The organism is Ruoffia sp. FAM 26255 (genome assembly GCF_045528525.1).
GTDB lineage: Bacteria > Bacillota > Bacilli > Lactobacillales > Aerococcaceae > Ruoffia > Ruoffia tabacinasalis.
The window spans coordinates 1-13,468 of the sequence record NZ_JBGQQX010000022.1 but is presented as its reverse complement, the minus strand read 5'-3'; the positions used below and the strand labels follow the sequence as shown (position 1 = coordinate 13,468).

At 33.2% G+C, this 13,468-nt stretch carries 17 protein-coding genes and 1 pseudogene; 12 read left to right on the top strand and 6 right to left on the bottom strand.

Annotated features, from left to right (window positions below; translation table 11 throughout):
• Window positions 1-59: 59 nt before the first annotated feature.
• Window positions 60-266, bottom strand: a complete 207-nt coding sequence (locus ACEN31_RS05800; RefSeq protein ID WP_407108906.1) for a hypothetical protein — start codon at window positions 264-266, stop codon at window positions 60-62.
• A 36-nt stretch (window positions 267-302) separates the two neighbouring features.
• On the opposite strand from ACEN31_RS05800, the gene ACEN31_RS05795 reads away from it, so the two are divergent.
• On the top strand, window positions 303-557 hold the full coding sequence (locus ACEN31_RS05795; RefSeq protein ID WP_407108905.1) for an alcohol dehydrogenase catalytic domain-containing protein: 255 nt from the start codon (window positions 303-305) through the stop codon (window positions 555-557).
• 220 nt (window positions 558-777) lie between these two features.
• Here ACEN31_RS05795 and ACEN31_RS05790 read toward each other — a convergent pair whose 3' ends face one another.
• Complete coding sequence (locus ACEN31_RS05790; protein ID WP_407108904.1) at window positions 778-1,521, bottom strand: cyclase family protein; 744 nt, start codon at window positions 1,519-1,521, stop codon at window positions 778-780.
• A 106-nt stretch (window positions 1,522-1,627) separates the two neighbouring features.
• Between ACEN31_RS05790 and ACEN31_RS05785 the strand changes: the two genes are divergently transcribed.
• Entirely contained in the window at window positions 1,628-1,939 is a 312-nt protein-coding gene (locus ACEN31_RS05785) for a hypothetical protein (RefSeq protein ID WP_407108903.1), read from the top strand.
• A gap of 109 nt (window positions 1,940-2,048) precedes the next feature.
• Here the strand turns inward: ACEN31_RS05785 and ACEN31_RS05780 are convergent, their stop codons facing one another.
• Complete coding sequence (locus tag ACEN31_RS05780) at window positions 2,049-2,489, bottom strand: YtoQ family protein (RefSeq protein WP_407108902.1); 441 nt, start codon at window positions 2,487-2,489, stop codon at window positions 2,049-2,051.
• A gap of 218 nt (window positions 2,490-2,707) precedes the next feature.
• Here ACEN31_RS05780 and ACEN31_RS05775 point away from each other — a divergent pair, with 218 nt between their 5' ends.
• The 4 genes from ACEN31_RS05775 (at window position 2,708) to ACEN31_RS05760 (ending at window position 6,371) form a co-directional block, all read left to right on the top strand.
• The gene (locus ACEN31_RS05775; protein WP_407108901.1) at window positions 2,708-3,487 is read left to right on the top strand and encodes an IclR family transcriptional regulator; all 780 of its coding nucleotides are present in this window, start codon (window positions 2,708-2,710) and stop codon (window positions 3,485-3,487) included.
• 219 nt (window positions 3,488-3,706) lie between these two features.
• Window positions 3,707-5,035 (top strand): HdeD family acid-resistance protein, encoded by a 1,329-nt coding sequence (locus tag ACEN31_RS05770; RefSeq protein WP_407108900.1) that lies wholly within the window; start codon window positions 3,707-3,709, stop codon window positions 5,033-5,035.
• A gap of 174 nt (window positions 5,036-5,209) precedes the next feature.
• Window positions 5,210-5,842 carry a replication initiation protein gene (locus ACEN31_RS05765; RefSeq protein ID WP_407108921.1) on the top strand — a complete coding sequence of 211 codons (633 nt, stop codon included), beginning with the start codon at window positions 5,210-5,212 and terminating at the stop codon, window positions 5,840-5,842.
• Between the two features lie 55 nt (window positions 5,843-5,897).
• Window positions 5,898-6,371: a MerR family transcriptional regulator gene (locus ACEN31_RS05760; protein ID WP_407108899.1), complete on the top strand. Its 474-nt coding sequence runs from the start codon at window positions 5,898-5,900 to the stop codon at window positions 6,369-6,371.
• A 474-nt stretch (window positions 6,372-6,845) separates the two neighbouring features.
• On the opposite strand, the gene ACEN31_RS05755 is transcribed toward ACEN31_RS05760, so the two are convergent.
• Complete coding sequence (locus ACEN31_RS05755; protein WP_138404190.1) at window positions 6,846-7,394, bottom strand: chloramphenicol acetyltransferase; 549 nt, start codon at window positions 7,392-7,394, stop codon at window positions 6,846-6,848.
• Between the two features lie 70 nt (window positions 7,395-7,464).
• Window positions 7,465-7,599: pseudogene (locus ACEN31_RS05750) on the bottom strand (site-specific integrase); the annotation flags it as partial.
• A gap of 125 nt (window positions 7,600-7,724) precedes the next feature.
• Between ACEN31_RS05750 and ACEN31_RS05745 the strand changes: the two are divergent.
• The 6 genes from ACEN31_RS05745 (at window position 7,725) to ACEN31_RS05720 (ending at window position 12,314) form a co-directional block, all read left to right on the top strand.
• Entirely contained in the window at window positions 7,725-8,336 is a 612-nt protein-coding gene (locus tag ACEN31_RS05745) for an ECF transporter S component (RefSeq protein WP_338488147.1), read from the top strand.
• Window positions 8,337-8,348: 12 nt separating this feature from the next.
• A complete protein-coding gene (locus tag ACEN31_RS05740; RefSeq protein ID WP_138404192.1) occupies window positions 8,349-9,116 on the top strand; it encodes an energy-coupling factor transporter transmembrane protein EcfT in 768 nt (255 codons plus the stop codon).
• Window positions 9,113-9,958 carry an energy-coupling factor ABC transporter ATP-binding protein gene (locus ACEN31_RS05735; RefSeq protein ID WP_138404193.1) on the top strand — a complete coding sequence of 282 codons (846 nt, stop codon included), beginning with the start codon at window positions 9,113-9,115 and terminating at the stop codon, window positions 9,956-9,958. Before ACEN31_RS05740 ends, ACEN31_RS05735 begins: the two co-directional genes overlap by 4 nt.
• Window positions 9,951-10,754 (top strand): energy-coupling factor ABC transporter ATP-binding protein, encoded by an 804-nt coding sequence (locus ACEN31_RS05730; protein WP_138404194.1) that lies wholly within the window; start codon window positions 9,951-9,953, stop codon window positions 10,752-10,754. The genes ACEN31_RS05735 and ACEN31_RS05730 overlap by 8 nt, the downstream gene beginning before the upstream one ends.
• A gap of 414 nt (window positions 10,755-11,168) precedes the next feature.
• Window positions 11,169-11,378 carry a hypothetical protein gene (locus tag ACEN31_RS05725; RefSeq protein ID WP_138404195.1) on the top strand — a complete coding sequence of 70 codons (210 nt, stop codon included), beginning with the start codon at window positions 11,169-11,171 and terminating at the stop codon, window positions 11,376-11,378.
• A 378-nt stretch (window positions 11,379-11,756) separates the two neighbouring features.
• The gene (locus tag ACEN31_RS05720; protein ID WP_338488154.1) at window positions 11,757-12,314 is read left to right on the top strand and encodes a GNAT family N-acetyltransferase; all 558 of its coding nucleotides are present in this window, start codon (window positions 11,757-11,759) and stop codon (window positions 12,312-12,314) included.
• Window positions 12,315-13,181: 867 nt separating this feature from the next.
• Here the strand turns inward: ACEN31_RS05720 and ACEN31_RS05715 are convergent.
• Window positions 13,182-13,316 (bottom strand): ATP-binding protein, encoded by a 135-nt coding sequence (locus ACEN31_RS05715; protein WP_235888768.1) that lies wholly within the window; start codon window positions 13,314-13,316, stop codon window positions 13,182-13,184.
• Window positions 13,317-13,468 lie beyond the last annotated feature (152 nt).

Sequence of the window (13,468 nt, the reverse complement as noted above, 5' to 3'; positions counted from 1 at the left end):
AAAATCACGCATCTAAGGAGCAGTAAAGCCTTTAGATGCGTGATTTTATTTATCAGTCGTTAATTTTTAATAGATACAAAGAGTTTGTAGGTCGTATTGAAATCATGAATACTATTAAAACATTGAATCATATTAATGTGAGATGGATCAACTTCTTGGCGAGCGATTTTTAAGAAACGGGCGTAATCGGAATTTAAAACTTCTTCCATTTTGATGATTTGTTCAGAGTAACTAAATTCAGAAACAAATAAGTTAGGAACATCCACTGTAAAAAATAGAGGCTGATAGTGCGATTTACGGACTTGAGTAAACCGGGCTATCTTATCTTAGGTTCTGATTTAGTGGGAACAGTTGAAATGCTTGGCTCGTTGGTTTCGGATCTTATCGTTGGCGACGTAGTTTGGGCAGACACATCAAACCCATTGAGCTACGGGACTTTTGCTGAATATATTGTTGTTCCAGCAAGTAGTTTAAGAAAATTAAGCGCGGATCTAACACTGGAAAAGGCTGCTTACCAAGTGTCGCCGTTGTTGCATATCAAAATATTGAGTTGTTGAAGCACGTCGAACCAGGAAAGTCAGCCCAAGTTATCGGTGCGGGTGCTCACACACGGGTTAAAATTATCTAAACTTTGCAACCGAAAAATTCAAGCGGTTATTGATCGTGTGATACCATTTGAGGAAGTCGTTGATGGCTTGAAAGCTTTAGAAAGCGGGCAAGTCTTAGGAAGGATTGTTGTGCAAATGAAATTAAAAAAAGAGGCATAAGCCTCATTTTTTAATTATTCGGAATTACCGCAAAAACTTCAGCTGGGAAACCAGGTGAGTCTTTAATATGTGGAACAGCAACAAAGATAATGCTACCGACGGCAGGGACTTGGTCAAGATTAGCTAGTAATTCTACTTGGAATTTATCTTCGGCCAACCAATAGTATTGTGCGTCTAAGAAGCCTTGTTCAGCTGCGTCGACACCACTATCCGTGTTTAGTGTCTCATGACCGATGGCAGTGACTTTACGTGTGCGACTTAAGAATTCTAAAGCCGGAATTGACCATCCTGGTGTATGCTCAACACCTTCCTTGTCTTTATTGACGAAAGCATCAGGGTCATCAAAGCGTTTATACCAACCACTTGAGAAGGCCACAAAGCTCCCTTCAGGAATTTGACCGTATGTTTCTTCAAAGTCTTTAATATCGTCAACGGTCACCGCATAGCCCGGATTGTCTTTTACTTTGTCTTCTAGGTGAATGACGTAAAGTGGTAAGACACGTTCATTTTGTGGGATGTCTTGTAGTGTTCTTTTTCCTTCAGCAAAATGACTTGGCGCGTCAATATGAGTTCCATGAGAAGAACCGATAGTATATTCAAGTGAGTGCACACGGTCTTCTTCCATTTTTGAAATTTGTTTCTCTTGAAGTGGATTAAATGTATGATAAATTGGAATTTGATCATTCACTTCATGTGTTAAGTTTACCCATTTGTAACCTTTCAAATCTTGTAGTAATTGATGTAGTGCATGCATTTGTATCACTCCTATATTGTTATTTACTTAATTTTACTTATTAACTTAGGTAAAAGCAACGCAAACCACTATTGTAGAGCATTTTTAAGAAAGAGGGAACTTTACTATGTCCTATTTAAAAGTTGAAATATTTATACCAGCAGAAAATAATGATGATTTAATCGCTGCCTTGAATGAGGCAGAACTTTTGAAAGACGGTAATTACGATTATTGTTATTCAACCATGCCTGTAAAAGGCCACTTTAGACCACTAGATGGGGCGAATCCATTTATAGGTGAGGTTGGCGAGATTGAAGAAGTGGATGAGTTGAAAGTTGAGTTCAGGATAAAAGCAGCAGATAGAAACCTTGCCGAGGCGATTATCTTTGAGAAATATCCATATGAAACGCCGATAGTTAACTTTATTGGGTTGGTTTAAAGGATATTAAGAATATATTCGCGTTTCCTGTCCCTGAAAAAATCACTAGGACACGAAAAAGCTCAACAACTTGGAACAATCTCCAAAATTGCTGAGTTTTTTTATTTCATTATTTAAATACGTAATCCAATACTTCCACAGCTTGGTCCAATGTCTCGACTGTCACATTCGCTTTATTTGATAACTCTTTAAGAGCATGAATTAATTCAGTTGGACGTACGATAATCAGTGGCTTGTTGTGGTTGATGGCAGTTGTTGCGTCCATTGCTGTATTCCATTGACGATATTGGTCGCCGAACAATGCAATAACAAGATCCGCCTTATTCATCAGTATTTGAGTGCGGAAATTATTAATATCAGAAGCAGCATCGTCACGGTAGTAATTATTAGGTTGTTCACCTAAGATTTTTTCACCAATAGCATCTGAAGTATTATGGTCTGTTTGGGGAGCTACGAAGTCGATATCTAAGCCTTTTGCAGCAACTTTCTCTTTTAATTCCTCGCGCCAATTATCATGAATTTGACCCGCTAAATAAACAGTTAATTTCATATATAAAACCTCCATCTAACTCTATCATATCGAAATAAAGAAAGGGTTACTAATAATATACTCAGTTAAGCGTTTAAAATAAGTAAACGATTACATTTTCTATGGACTAGTGATTAAAGTACAAAAATGCAATTATTTTTATAGCAATGACTGACAACAAAAGACATAGACTGCTATGATAAAGAGATTAAGTTTCTAAAAGAGAAAGAGGGATTGGGTTGTCTAAAGTTGGTAAGAAACTATATGGTACTGTTTTAATAAAAGCTGATCTAGTTGGGGTACTGTCACAATCTGGAGAACCCTTAACAATGAATGATATCTCAAATCATGCGGATATAACGTTATTAACGTCTTCCAAAATATTAAACACACGTATATTACTTGGTGATATGCGGTGTGATGAAACGACGAAACGATTTGCTTTAGGAGCAACGCTACTTCAGTTAGCGAATGCTGCCTTCATGCATTTTGATATTGTTAGAGAATCACATCCAGCTTTAAAGCATTTATATGAGCAATTTGGCGAAACGGTTCACTTAGGACTTTTTCGAGACAATCAAATCTTGTATATTAATAAAATTACGAATCCAAGTAGCAAACACCAAACGCTCTCAAGGATTGGTAATACACAACCTTTATACTGTTCAGCTATGGGGAAGGCGACTTTGGCTACATTCGATAAGACAGTTCAAAATCAATATTTTGATTCTTCTATCTTAACGCCACGAACACCTTATACATTAACTGATCCAGCTGATTTAATGGGGCAAGTGGAAGAGTCTGAAAAAAATGGCTATGCTATTGATGATCGTGAATCAGAGGAAGATGTCTTTTGTGTAGGTGCAGCGATTGTGAATCCGATTGACCGCAATCATTATACGTTCAGTATTAGTATTCCTTATTATCGTCTGACTGATCAGTTGAAGGAAGATATGATTGCAGCTGTGACGAAGACTAAAACAATTATTGAGTTCCAATTAGAATCTTACACCGATTAAATAAAGATAGAAACTGTACAGAACATGTACAGTTTTTTTGTGTTGTAATTTCCCATATAGAAAGCACAAGCAAATTAATGGTAATCTCGACTCTTTTTTTATAAAATATTAACCAGACTAATCTGTTTATTGAAGAGCAATTTATTAAAAAAATAAAGTTACTTTCATATTAACATAGCTAAGATATAATAAATAAAAAGTGATAGGGGATGAGATATGGTGAGTCGCAGAGAAAATATTAGTTCGATTTTATTTGGCTGCTTTTTAGTTGTTTTTGGACTTGCGCTTGTATTTTTTAGAGCTTCATTTGTTCTCCTATTGGCTGAAATTATTCAATTCATTTTAATTGTCATAGGTCTTTGGAAATTATTCTATACCTTAGTACTCAAACGAGGAGAAGATGAGATTCTACCTAGGCTAATTGCATTAGGAAAGGCATTGTTGTATGTAATCTTCGGTTTAATTTTGGCTGATCGAGTTGAATTTACAACCGGATGGCTAATCTTCTTTATTGGTTTGTATCAGTTTGCGGTCGGTATTATTGGTTTCACTTCCTATATTTTATTAGCGCGAGATAAAGTGAGAAATATAAAGAGTCAATTATTTATTTCATTGATCCATTTTTTATTTGGCGTCACGAGTATGTTTGGTTCGGAGCGTATTACGAACACATTATTTCGACTTGGAGTCTACTTAGTGTTTATCGGTTTTACTTATGTTAATGACGGAAGGCAATTAATTACACGGAATGAAAAAGCCAGGAAACTAAGAAATCGCATACGGATACCTTTACCAGTCTTTATTGATGCGATTATTCCGAATAATGTGTTGATTAAATTTAATGAAATGTTGGTAGGTAATGAAGATACGGTTTCGGAAAGATTTTCTAATAATCTGCCAGCTAAAAATTACGATGAAGATTCAATTGTCCATATTTTAATTCATGTTGGAAAGACTGGCTTTGATAAGATAGGACACGTGGACGTCAGTTATAAAGGAAAAGTGTACTCATACGGAAATCATGATATTGAAGCTCACATAGCTGCAGGGGCAATAGGGGATGGTGTTCTCGTCGTTGCGGATGAGAAACCTTACTTGGATTTTCTAAAAACGAGAGGAACGAGTGTGTTTCGCTTTGGAATTGGTCTGACAGAAAAAGAGTTAGAAGAGTTAAAATACGAACTCGATCATATTCTAAAAGATGTGACGCCCTGGGAAGCAACGACTGAAAAACAAAAGAAAAGTTATATCGGCAAAGTACTGAAAGCGACGAAAGGGCAAGCCTTTAAATTTAAGCGCGGACGTTATAAAACTTATTTTGTTTTAGGAACCAATTGCGTGTTGCTGGTAGATGAATTACTTGGAAATAATGGGATAAATCTGATTAATGTCACAGGGATTTTAGCTCCAGGAACTTATTATGACTACTTTAATAAACTATTCCATACATATGGCTCGAATGTCATATCGAAAATGTTAGTCCATCCACAATTTCAAGAACCATTGGTTGAGGTTAAACCGGTTACAAAAATAAAAAAACGCACTTAGAAAAGTGAGGGGTACTCCATTTCTAAGCGTATTTTTTATCTTCTAGAGTCGTCATACTCAACAAAATTCAAATAATTGGCTTTAGCGGGTTGATCTTTATACTCACTAAAGGGCACAGATTGGTGATAGAAGAGCCTGCCGTTATCGTAAAAGACAAAGCTCACTTCTTTTTCGATTAATAAAGATAACGAAACTATGATAGTTTCTGTTAATAAAAGGTTTGATTTTTTTCTAAATGAATTAACCAGTAACTTTACACGTTTTGAATTAGAAGAATTTACTAATTTAGAAAGTAAGTATTCTAAAGCAATGTATCGATTATTAAAGCAATGGAGAACTGTTGGTAAGAAGGAATGGAGTATCGAAGATTTTAGATATTTATTAGACATACCGAAAAGCTATCAATTGATTGATATTGACCGAAAAGTCTTGAATCCTATAAAAAATGAATTGTCTTCTATATTTAAAAATTTTAGTATTAGAAAAATTAAACAGGGACGTGGTGGAAAAGTTGTTGCACTAGAATTTACATTTCAAAAAGAAATTATTCCTAAACCTTCCAAAAAAGGGAATAAAGCAAGCATTAGAAGAGAAATTTTACCTGATTGGGCAAAAGACGACTATATACCGCCTAAACCAAAACTAATGGATAAGAAGACGTACGAAGACTTTGCAACGAAAATGGCAGACTTTGGAAACAAAATTGATTCATATGAAAGTACAGTTAAACAATATGAAAAAGATCTAGCTCATTGGGAAAAAAATATCAGTAAAATTATTTATATATCTATAACGGCATTGAACTAAGTATAAAAAGAACGTAAAATATCGTTATATCATATATTTTGGAGTGATCTTGATTATGAAAATGTTAGAGAACGTTACAGAATACATAACGCCTAAAGATGTTGCTAAACAATTAAAAATGGCTCCAGAAACCCTTAGGAAGTATGCTAATTTAGTTGATAAAATAAATGGAGAAAATTTCTTTACAAGAGATAATAATAATTCTGGGATGTATTCAAAAAAAGATATAACGCTTTTGAAACGTGTTATTGAACTAAAAAAAAACGCAGGTATAACGCTAGAAAAAGCTACTTATAAAGCTTTGGAAGAAATAAATGAAACGTCTGTAACAGATACCGTTTCAAACGAACAAAACGGTGCTAATGAGTATTTGGGAATCTTAATAAAAGAACAGAAAGAAACGATTGCTCGTTATGAAGTTTTAGCTGCTAGTTTATTTGAAAGCAATAGGATTTTAACGGATCAAGTACAAAATTTAATTGATACTCAAGAACAGCTTGCAATAGAAAAAAAGAAGAAGAGAAAGTAGTAGTAGATAAAATTTCTGAAAAAAAAGTTTTTTTTAGTCGTTTTCTGAAAAAGTTAAAAGCTTGATTTAACGCGATTGGATAAAAAATTGCATATTCTTCACAAGTGAGCAATCGAAAAAAAACGCCACAATAAGGGTGGCGGGGCTACTTGGCTTAATCGGTTTTATGTAAACTTTATATGTCTTCAGATAAAAAATATTATTTCTGTTTTTTTATAAAAATAAATTGTTGATCCTATTATTTGAATCATTAAACCAACTAAAATAAAATAGCTACCTTGATTGAAATTTCCAGTTGCTGATACTCTAATATATCCAATTAAAATAATGCTTAGTCCACTAAATTTATAAAAGTTTTATGACTTAAACATAAAGAAAATCTCTTTATGATAGTAGATTATTATCATCACTAAAAGATAAGCAGGAGAATACTTGCTCGCATTTCTGACTTAATACTAAACTTAAAAACCTAACCTAAAATTTAATAAGGTTTTTTGCATTATTATTTGCAAGCCAATTTGTTACATTATCAAGTAATTCTACTGAATCAAAATTTACATGAGAAGGAGAAATATTATCTGTTATCGATATAATATTCTCTTGAATACTATTTGCAGCTATCAATTGAACATAATCAGGTATAAAGTAGTTTAAAGATTTATAATAACGTTGGTGAGGCTCTACTATTTCTAAATGTCTTTCGAAATTACTTCGTTTTCTTGTGCTATCATTTTCCTTACGGTATTTTAAATTTTCATGGTTAGTGTATAAATAAAAATATTTATCAGGAAATTTTACTTTTCCATCCTTAATTTCACTTCGGAAAAACTCAGAAATAAAGTTTAAACTCTGATTATACATATTAAAATCAAAACACCAGTTATAACTCAGTGGCTGGAAAATGTCACCGTCAAGAATAACGTTATTATAGGTTTTAAGCTTTTCTTGAGCAATCTGCCTACGTTCTATCTGGCGTTCTAAGTACCATGTTTTTGATTCGGTTTTGCAGGGGTGAACAGACATGACTAAAACACTGTTGTATCAACCTATACAAGGCTTGTCTTTTTAAAGTTGTCCCATATGTTGTCTCAAATCATTCATTTTCCATGTATTTTGCGAATAAATCAGCTGTTTCCTTTTTTCGTTCTTTAGTCACATGCGCATAGATATTCATAGTAGTATGGATATCCCTATGACCTAATCGTTCTTGAACTTCTTTAAGTGTTGCATCTCATTTTACAATACACCAAGATAATCTATAGTTATTCTTCTATAAATAATTATACAAATAAGTTATACTGTGTATAATAGAATTGAGAACGGTTTTTAAATAAAGTCCTAGGAGGAATTATTATGAGCAATAACAATCAGAAAAGTATGTGGTCTTTGAAGTTTTCAACAGCAGCTATTGCACTAATACCGGCTGCTATTGGAATTAATTATTTAGGTAAATTATTTGCTGGATTTTTACGTTTGCCACTCTGGTTAGATTCGATTGGAACTGTACTTGCAAGTATAATTGCTGGACCAATTATTGGAGCACTGTCTGGAATTATTAATAATGTTATTTTTGGGTTAACGGCGGACCCAATCTCAACTGTTTATGCGATAACAAGCGGAGCAATCGGCTTAGTGACAGGGATAATGGCTTATAAAGGCTGGGTATCTTCAATAAGAACAGCCACAATTACAGGGCTTATTGTAGGGTTAGTAGCAGCGATAGTGTCTACGCCATTAAATATTATTTTTTGGGGTGGTCAAACTGGAAATGTGTGGGGGGATACTTTCTTTGCGTATTTAATAAATAACAATGTTCCTATGTGGTTAGCTTCATTTGGGAATAGTATCGTAGTAGATGTTCCAGATAAATTAGCAACAGTTATTATTAGTTACTTTATTTTTAGAGCTTTACCAAATAACTTTAAAAATATGTTCCATGGAGGCCAAGGCATCGAAGAATTATAAGAGGTGTATAAGATGGATACAATGACATTATATGTAGATAAAAAATCACCTATTCATTCAATTGATCCACTAACAAAGTTGATATATGCGATGGTAAATATTGCCATCGCTTATATTTTGAATCGTTTAGTTCCAATTTTCATTTTAACTTTATTGACGTTTTTTATTTTATTTTTAGGAAAGGTTTTTCGAAGAATTGTACCTATTTTAGGTTTAAGCTTACTGTTAATCTTTTCAATTGTAATTGTTCAAGGTTTTTTTAATCCAGAAAATCAAACGGTGCTATTTGAAATAGGTGGGATCATTTTTTATGAAGAAGGAATGCTTGCAGCTTCTATGTTTACTTTACGTATTTTAAATATGATTGCTTCTTTTGGTGTATTGATTTTGACGACTAGGCCAGATGAGTTGGTTGAAGCCCTTATACGAAGAGGATTTTCTCCCCGATTTGGTTATGTAATCTTAGCTGTTTTACAGCTTATCCCACAAATGCAAGCAACTATGGGAAAAATTACCGACGCACAGCGCTCACGAGGAATGGAAACAGAAGGAAACTTAAGCACACGTATTCAAGCTTTTTTCCCGCTCATCATTCCGGTCGTATTAAACTCTTTAAACGATACTCGAGAACGGGCGATTGCACTTGAAATTAGAGGCTTCGGTTCAAAATCGGCTCGAACCTTTTTAAATGAGAAACAAGAGTATCCTTATAAGCATATTTTACGTGGATTCATTCTTGTGGGACTTATTGGAGCGATTGTCTGGAGGGTATGGCGATGAGTATTATAGAAGTTAAAGGATTAAAATATAGATATCCAGATACAGAAAAACTTGCTTTAAACGATCTATCATTCACCATAAATAAAGGTGAATTTATCGGAGTAGTTGGCAGAAATAAAGCAGGAAAATCAACATTGTGTTATGCATTAGCAGGACTCGTCCCTCATTTTTTTAGAGGTGCTTATGGTGGAAAAGCAATAGTAAATGGATTAGAAATTCGTGCACATGAAGTCGAGGACATTATTGTAGATGTTGGTTTGGTGTTTGAAAATCCATTTTCTCAAATGACTGGATCAAAGTTTACAGTGTTTGAAGAAGTTGCTTTTGGTTTAGAAAATAAAGGGATTAACCGATTTGAGATGATTTCGCGAATCGAAGAGAGCTTAAAACTTTTAGATATTGAAACGTTAAAAGATAAAAATCCATTCAGCTTATCTGGCGGGCAAATGCAGAGAGTAGCCATTGCTAGTGTAATTGCTTTGAAGCCCGAAGTACTTATTTTAGACGAACCAACTTCACAATTGGATCCTCAAGGTTCTGAAGAAGTTTTTCAAGTCGTAGAAGAACTAACAAAAGAGGGAATCACAATTATCATGGCAGAGCATAAAATTGAGAAGATTGCTCAATATTCCGATCGTGTTCTTTTACTTAATGATGGAAAACTCATCGACTTTGATACACCAGAGAAAGTCTTTTCAAGAGCTGATTTAAATGAGCATGGTGTTTCAGCTCCTACTGCCACTCGTATTGCGAAAGAATTGGATATTACAGTAAAGCAGACAGGCTTATATCCCATTACTATAGCCGAATTAGTTGAGGAAAGGAGAAAGCTAGATGATTAAACTAGAGACAAAGAATTTATCCTTTTCTTACACACCTGAAAAGATTATTCTACATGAGTTGAATTTGGTTTTAGAAGAGAAAACAACAGGGATTATCGGTCAAAATGGTGCTGGAAAAACAACCTTTGTAAAATTACTAAAAGGTTTACTACGTCCGAGTAAAGGCAGTATTTTATTTAATGGTGAGGATATAGAAAATAAAACGGTCGCTGAATTGTCAAAAAATATTGGATTAGTTTTTCAAAATCCTAATGATCAAATTTTCAAAAACACAGTTATTGATGAAGTTATGTTTGGTCCATTGAACATCGGTTATAGCCAATCAGAAGCAGAAGGACTTGCAGTTCAAGCATTAAGTAGAGTTGGGTTAGAAGAAGTTCAAACGGTTAATCCGTACGATTTGAGTTTGTCGGAACGAAAACTTATTTCAATTGCTTCCATTTTAGCTATGGATACAGAAGTTATTATATTCGATGAACCAACAATGGGACAAGATTATGAAGGAAAAGAATTACTTAAAAAAATTATCCAAGAAGAAAAAGAAAAAGAGAAGCTCATTTTATGCATTCTTCATGATATGGACTTTGCTGCGGAAGTTTTTGAGCGAATGATTGTATTGAACCAAGGAAGAGTGTTATTAGATGGAGCAGCACGTGATGTATTCTCCGAAAAAGAAATACTTGAAAAGGCCTTTTTAGAGCAGCCGTATGCTACTCAGATAGCGGATGCGATGGATATTTCTGGTACTTATTTAAATGATAAAGAGCTTATACAAACAATCAGTAAATCTAGATAATCTAAAAAAAACATTATTCAATGGATAAGAAAACATTGGATAGTGTTTTTAATTGTGAATAAAATTATCCAATATGTGTGTAAATACTATAATGACGCTATTCATGAAGGGTGTACGCTTACTAATTTGTGAAATATGTGTTAAGATAGGTATAGTGAATCTTCAAGCAGACTAAAGTTTTATGAGTGAAGTTCTTTGCGGAGAAAATATTCTTATATGGAGGAAAAATATATTGGCAAAATCAAATATTATTGAATTAGAGTGGGACAGTTTACTTATACCTGAGGTTCTATCATCAGAAGAGGAAAAAATCATTCAGCAGTTGTTACTAAACATCTTTCGAATCTATTAACAAACCAATCGTCTGATTCTGAAGAGCTTAACAACATCACAGGAATTACGGTTGATGATTCTTTGTTAGAGTCTCAAAAATTAGAGCTTGATACAATTTCTAATGATGAATTATTTAATTACTTCCAAGAAGAAAAAGTAGAAATTCATCCAAATATTCTTTTTCCAAAAATTAAAAGAATTAATGTCTTGTTTTGGTTTTTGCATAATTTAGGTCAATTAGATATCAATGAATCAAACATTGTAGTCCTGAATAATTCATACTTTTTCTAAAACTGTTAGTTAACCTTGTACTTATAATCTTTGTAATATTCTATCTCATCACCCATTGGGTGATAAATTAAATGAAAAAAGAACCCCTTTCTGATATGGTTAATTCTCGATAAACAACCAATAGGAAGGAGTTCTCTCAATGTTTACTTTACAAGAATCTGCAGTGAAATTCAATAATAATCTACATGTCTCTCATACAGGTGTCTAGAGTTTGCAAACATATGTTACACAAGTCATTAATTAAGAAGCTCGGTATCCTGACTAATAAAAGTTTTCCTAAAATTTATATTAACCTGAATAATTCATAGCTTTTTAGAAAAACTATGAATTATTCAGGTACAATAATAAAACAACAAAGTAAGACAAAGGAGGAAGATTATGAATCATAAAGGAACAGAAACCTTAGAATCTAATCGACTGATTTTAAGGAAATTTAAATCAGAAGATGCTGATATGATGTTTCAAAACTGGGCAAACGACCAGCAGGTGACAAAATTCTTAACTTGGCCTACACATAGAAATGCTCAAGAATCCCGTTCTATATTAGATTTCTGGATATCTCAATACAAAGATCTTGAAACATATAGATGGTGTATTGTTTTAAAAGATAATAAAAACCCGATTGGTAGTATTAGCGTCGTTTCATTTAATCCTCATGTAGAATCTTTAGAAATCGGTTATTGTATTGGGAGAAATTATTGGAATCAAGGTTTTACAACTGAAGCAGTTCAAACGGTTGTAGATTTCTTATTTTCTCAAGTATCTGCAAATCGTATTGAAGCGCATATTGATCCACAAAATGAAGGTTCAGGCGTTGTATTAATTAAGTCCGGTTTTAAATATACAGGTTTAAGAAGACAAGTAGCAATTAATAATACAGGTATATGTGATGTCATTACTTATGAAATATTGAAAAGCGACTATTATTCTTTTTAAATTTATTACCAACTTTTCAATTCTATTCCGCAAAAATCGTTAATGAATTTGGAATATTTTGTAATAAATCTTATCATTAAATTTCGACGTGTAAAATCTTTTTTATGGGATTAAAACGAAATACTTTTTAAGGCTTGCAAAAGTTAGATTTAAAATATTCAGTCATCTATATATGTTGCAGAAAGTCTTATTAAGGAAAAAATTATTCAGGTTACTATATAGTTATAATACTGACTTGAAGGGGTTCAGATGAACCCCCTTATCTCATGGGTTTTAATTGCAATAATCAAATGTATGAATATATTCTTCTCTTCCTATATTACTTAAGCATCTACTTACCACCGGTCTACCACCGAAACTATAATTGTTTAGGCCTGTATATGTTTAGTGTGTAGAGTTAGATGTTGGATTGATAGGATTGTGAGTGCCTCTCTGTTCATATGGATTAACTTTACTATAATGGTAATGAAGATATCATGGATCTATAGTAACTGTTATAAATATGATTTCTATAACAAGGAGATAAAAATATTTTTTAGAGCAATTAAAGATACAGAACAATAAATTGCTTGACTTTTAATATAATATAGATGTTAAGGGCGATTATTTGAGGCCCTTACCTCGATAAATCAAAAGCACAAGTTTAGTAGTTTTTCATCTACTAAACTTGTGCTTTTTTTATGTAATTTGAGTTCTTCACAAATCATTTTGTGTCTTTTACAAAACTCACCATGCGACTATAGTTATTTAAAATAGTTGCCCCAAAAGTTGTCCCATCTTGGGACAAAGACAGAAATTCACAGTAATCTATTTTCTGGAAAACACTCCTATATCAATGTCAGGTAATTCATAGAAGGTATCAGAAATTTAAATATGGACCTTGGGACGCTCGAATAAAAGATTTACTTCTGGAATTACATAAGTATTAGTTATTCTAGCAATTTCATTAGCAGTTGTTGTTTTTCCTACTGCACTTGCTCCTTCTAAACAAATTAATGACATCTTATCACCCCTTATATTTTTCAATCCTGAACAATTCATACTTTTCGTTGAAAACATGTGCCAACTGCCTAACGGCAGCTTAAATTTACTTTTTCATTTTCACCTGTTAAGTGATGAAAAAAGAACCCCATTCTGATATGGTAAAGGTGTCT

What these genes read in the sequence shown, in the direction of transcription:
- ACEN31_RS05780 (WP_407108902.1), bottom strand. Translation starts at nt 2,489, where the DNA reads ATGAAATTAACTGTTTATTTAGCGGGTCAAATTCATGATAATTGGCGC.
- ACEN31_RS05740 (WP_138404192.1), top strand. Translation starts at nt 8,349, where the DNA reads ATGGATACAATGACATTATATGTAGATAAAAAATCACCTATTCATTCA.
- ACEN31_RS05755 (WP_138404190.1), bottom strand. Translation starts at nt 7,394, where the DNA reads ATGTCTGTTCACCCCTGCAAAACCGAATCAAAAACATGGTACTTAGAA.
- ACEN31_RS05760 (WP_407108899.1), top strand. Translation starts at nt 5,898, where the DNA reads ATGAAAATGTTAGAGAACGTTACAGAATACATAACGCCTAAAGATGTT.
- ACEN31_RS05720 (WP_338488154.1), top strand. Translation starts at nt 11,757, where the DNA reads ATGAATCATAAAGGAACAGAAACCTTAGAATCTAATCGACTGATTTTA.
- ACEN31_RS05785 (WP_407108903.1), top strand. Translation starts at nt 1,628, where the DNA reads ATGTCCTATTTAAAAGTTGAAATATTTATACCAGCAGAAAATAATGAT.
- ACEN31_RS05735 (WP_138404193.1), top strand. Translation starts at nt 9,113, where the DNA reads ATGAGTATTATAGAAGTTAAAGGATTAAAATATAGATATCCAGATACA.
- ACEN31_RS05715 (WP_235888768.1), bottom strand. Translation starts at nt 13,316, where the DNA reads ATGTCATTAATTTGTTTAGAAGGAGCAAGTGCAGTAGGAAAAACAACA.
- ACEN31_RS05730 (WP_138404194.1), top strand. Translation starts at nt 9,951, where the DNA reads ATGATTAAACTAGAGACAAAGAATTTATCCTTTTCTTACACACCTGAA.
- ACEN31_RS05745 (WP_338488147.1), top strand. Translation starts at nt 7,725, where the DNA reads ATGAGCAATAACAATCAGAAAAGTATGTGGTCTTTGAAGTTTTCAACA.
- ACEN31_RS05790 (WP_407108904.1), bottom strand. Translation starts at nt 1,521, where the DNA reads ATGCATGCACTACATCAATTACTACAAGATTTGAAAGGTTACAAATGG.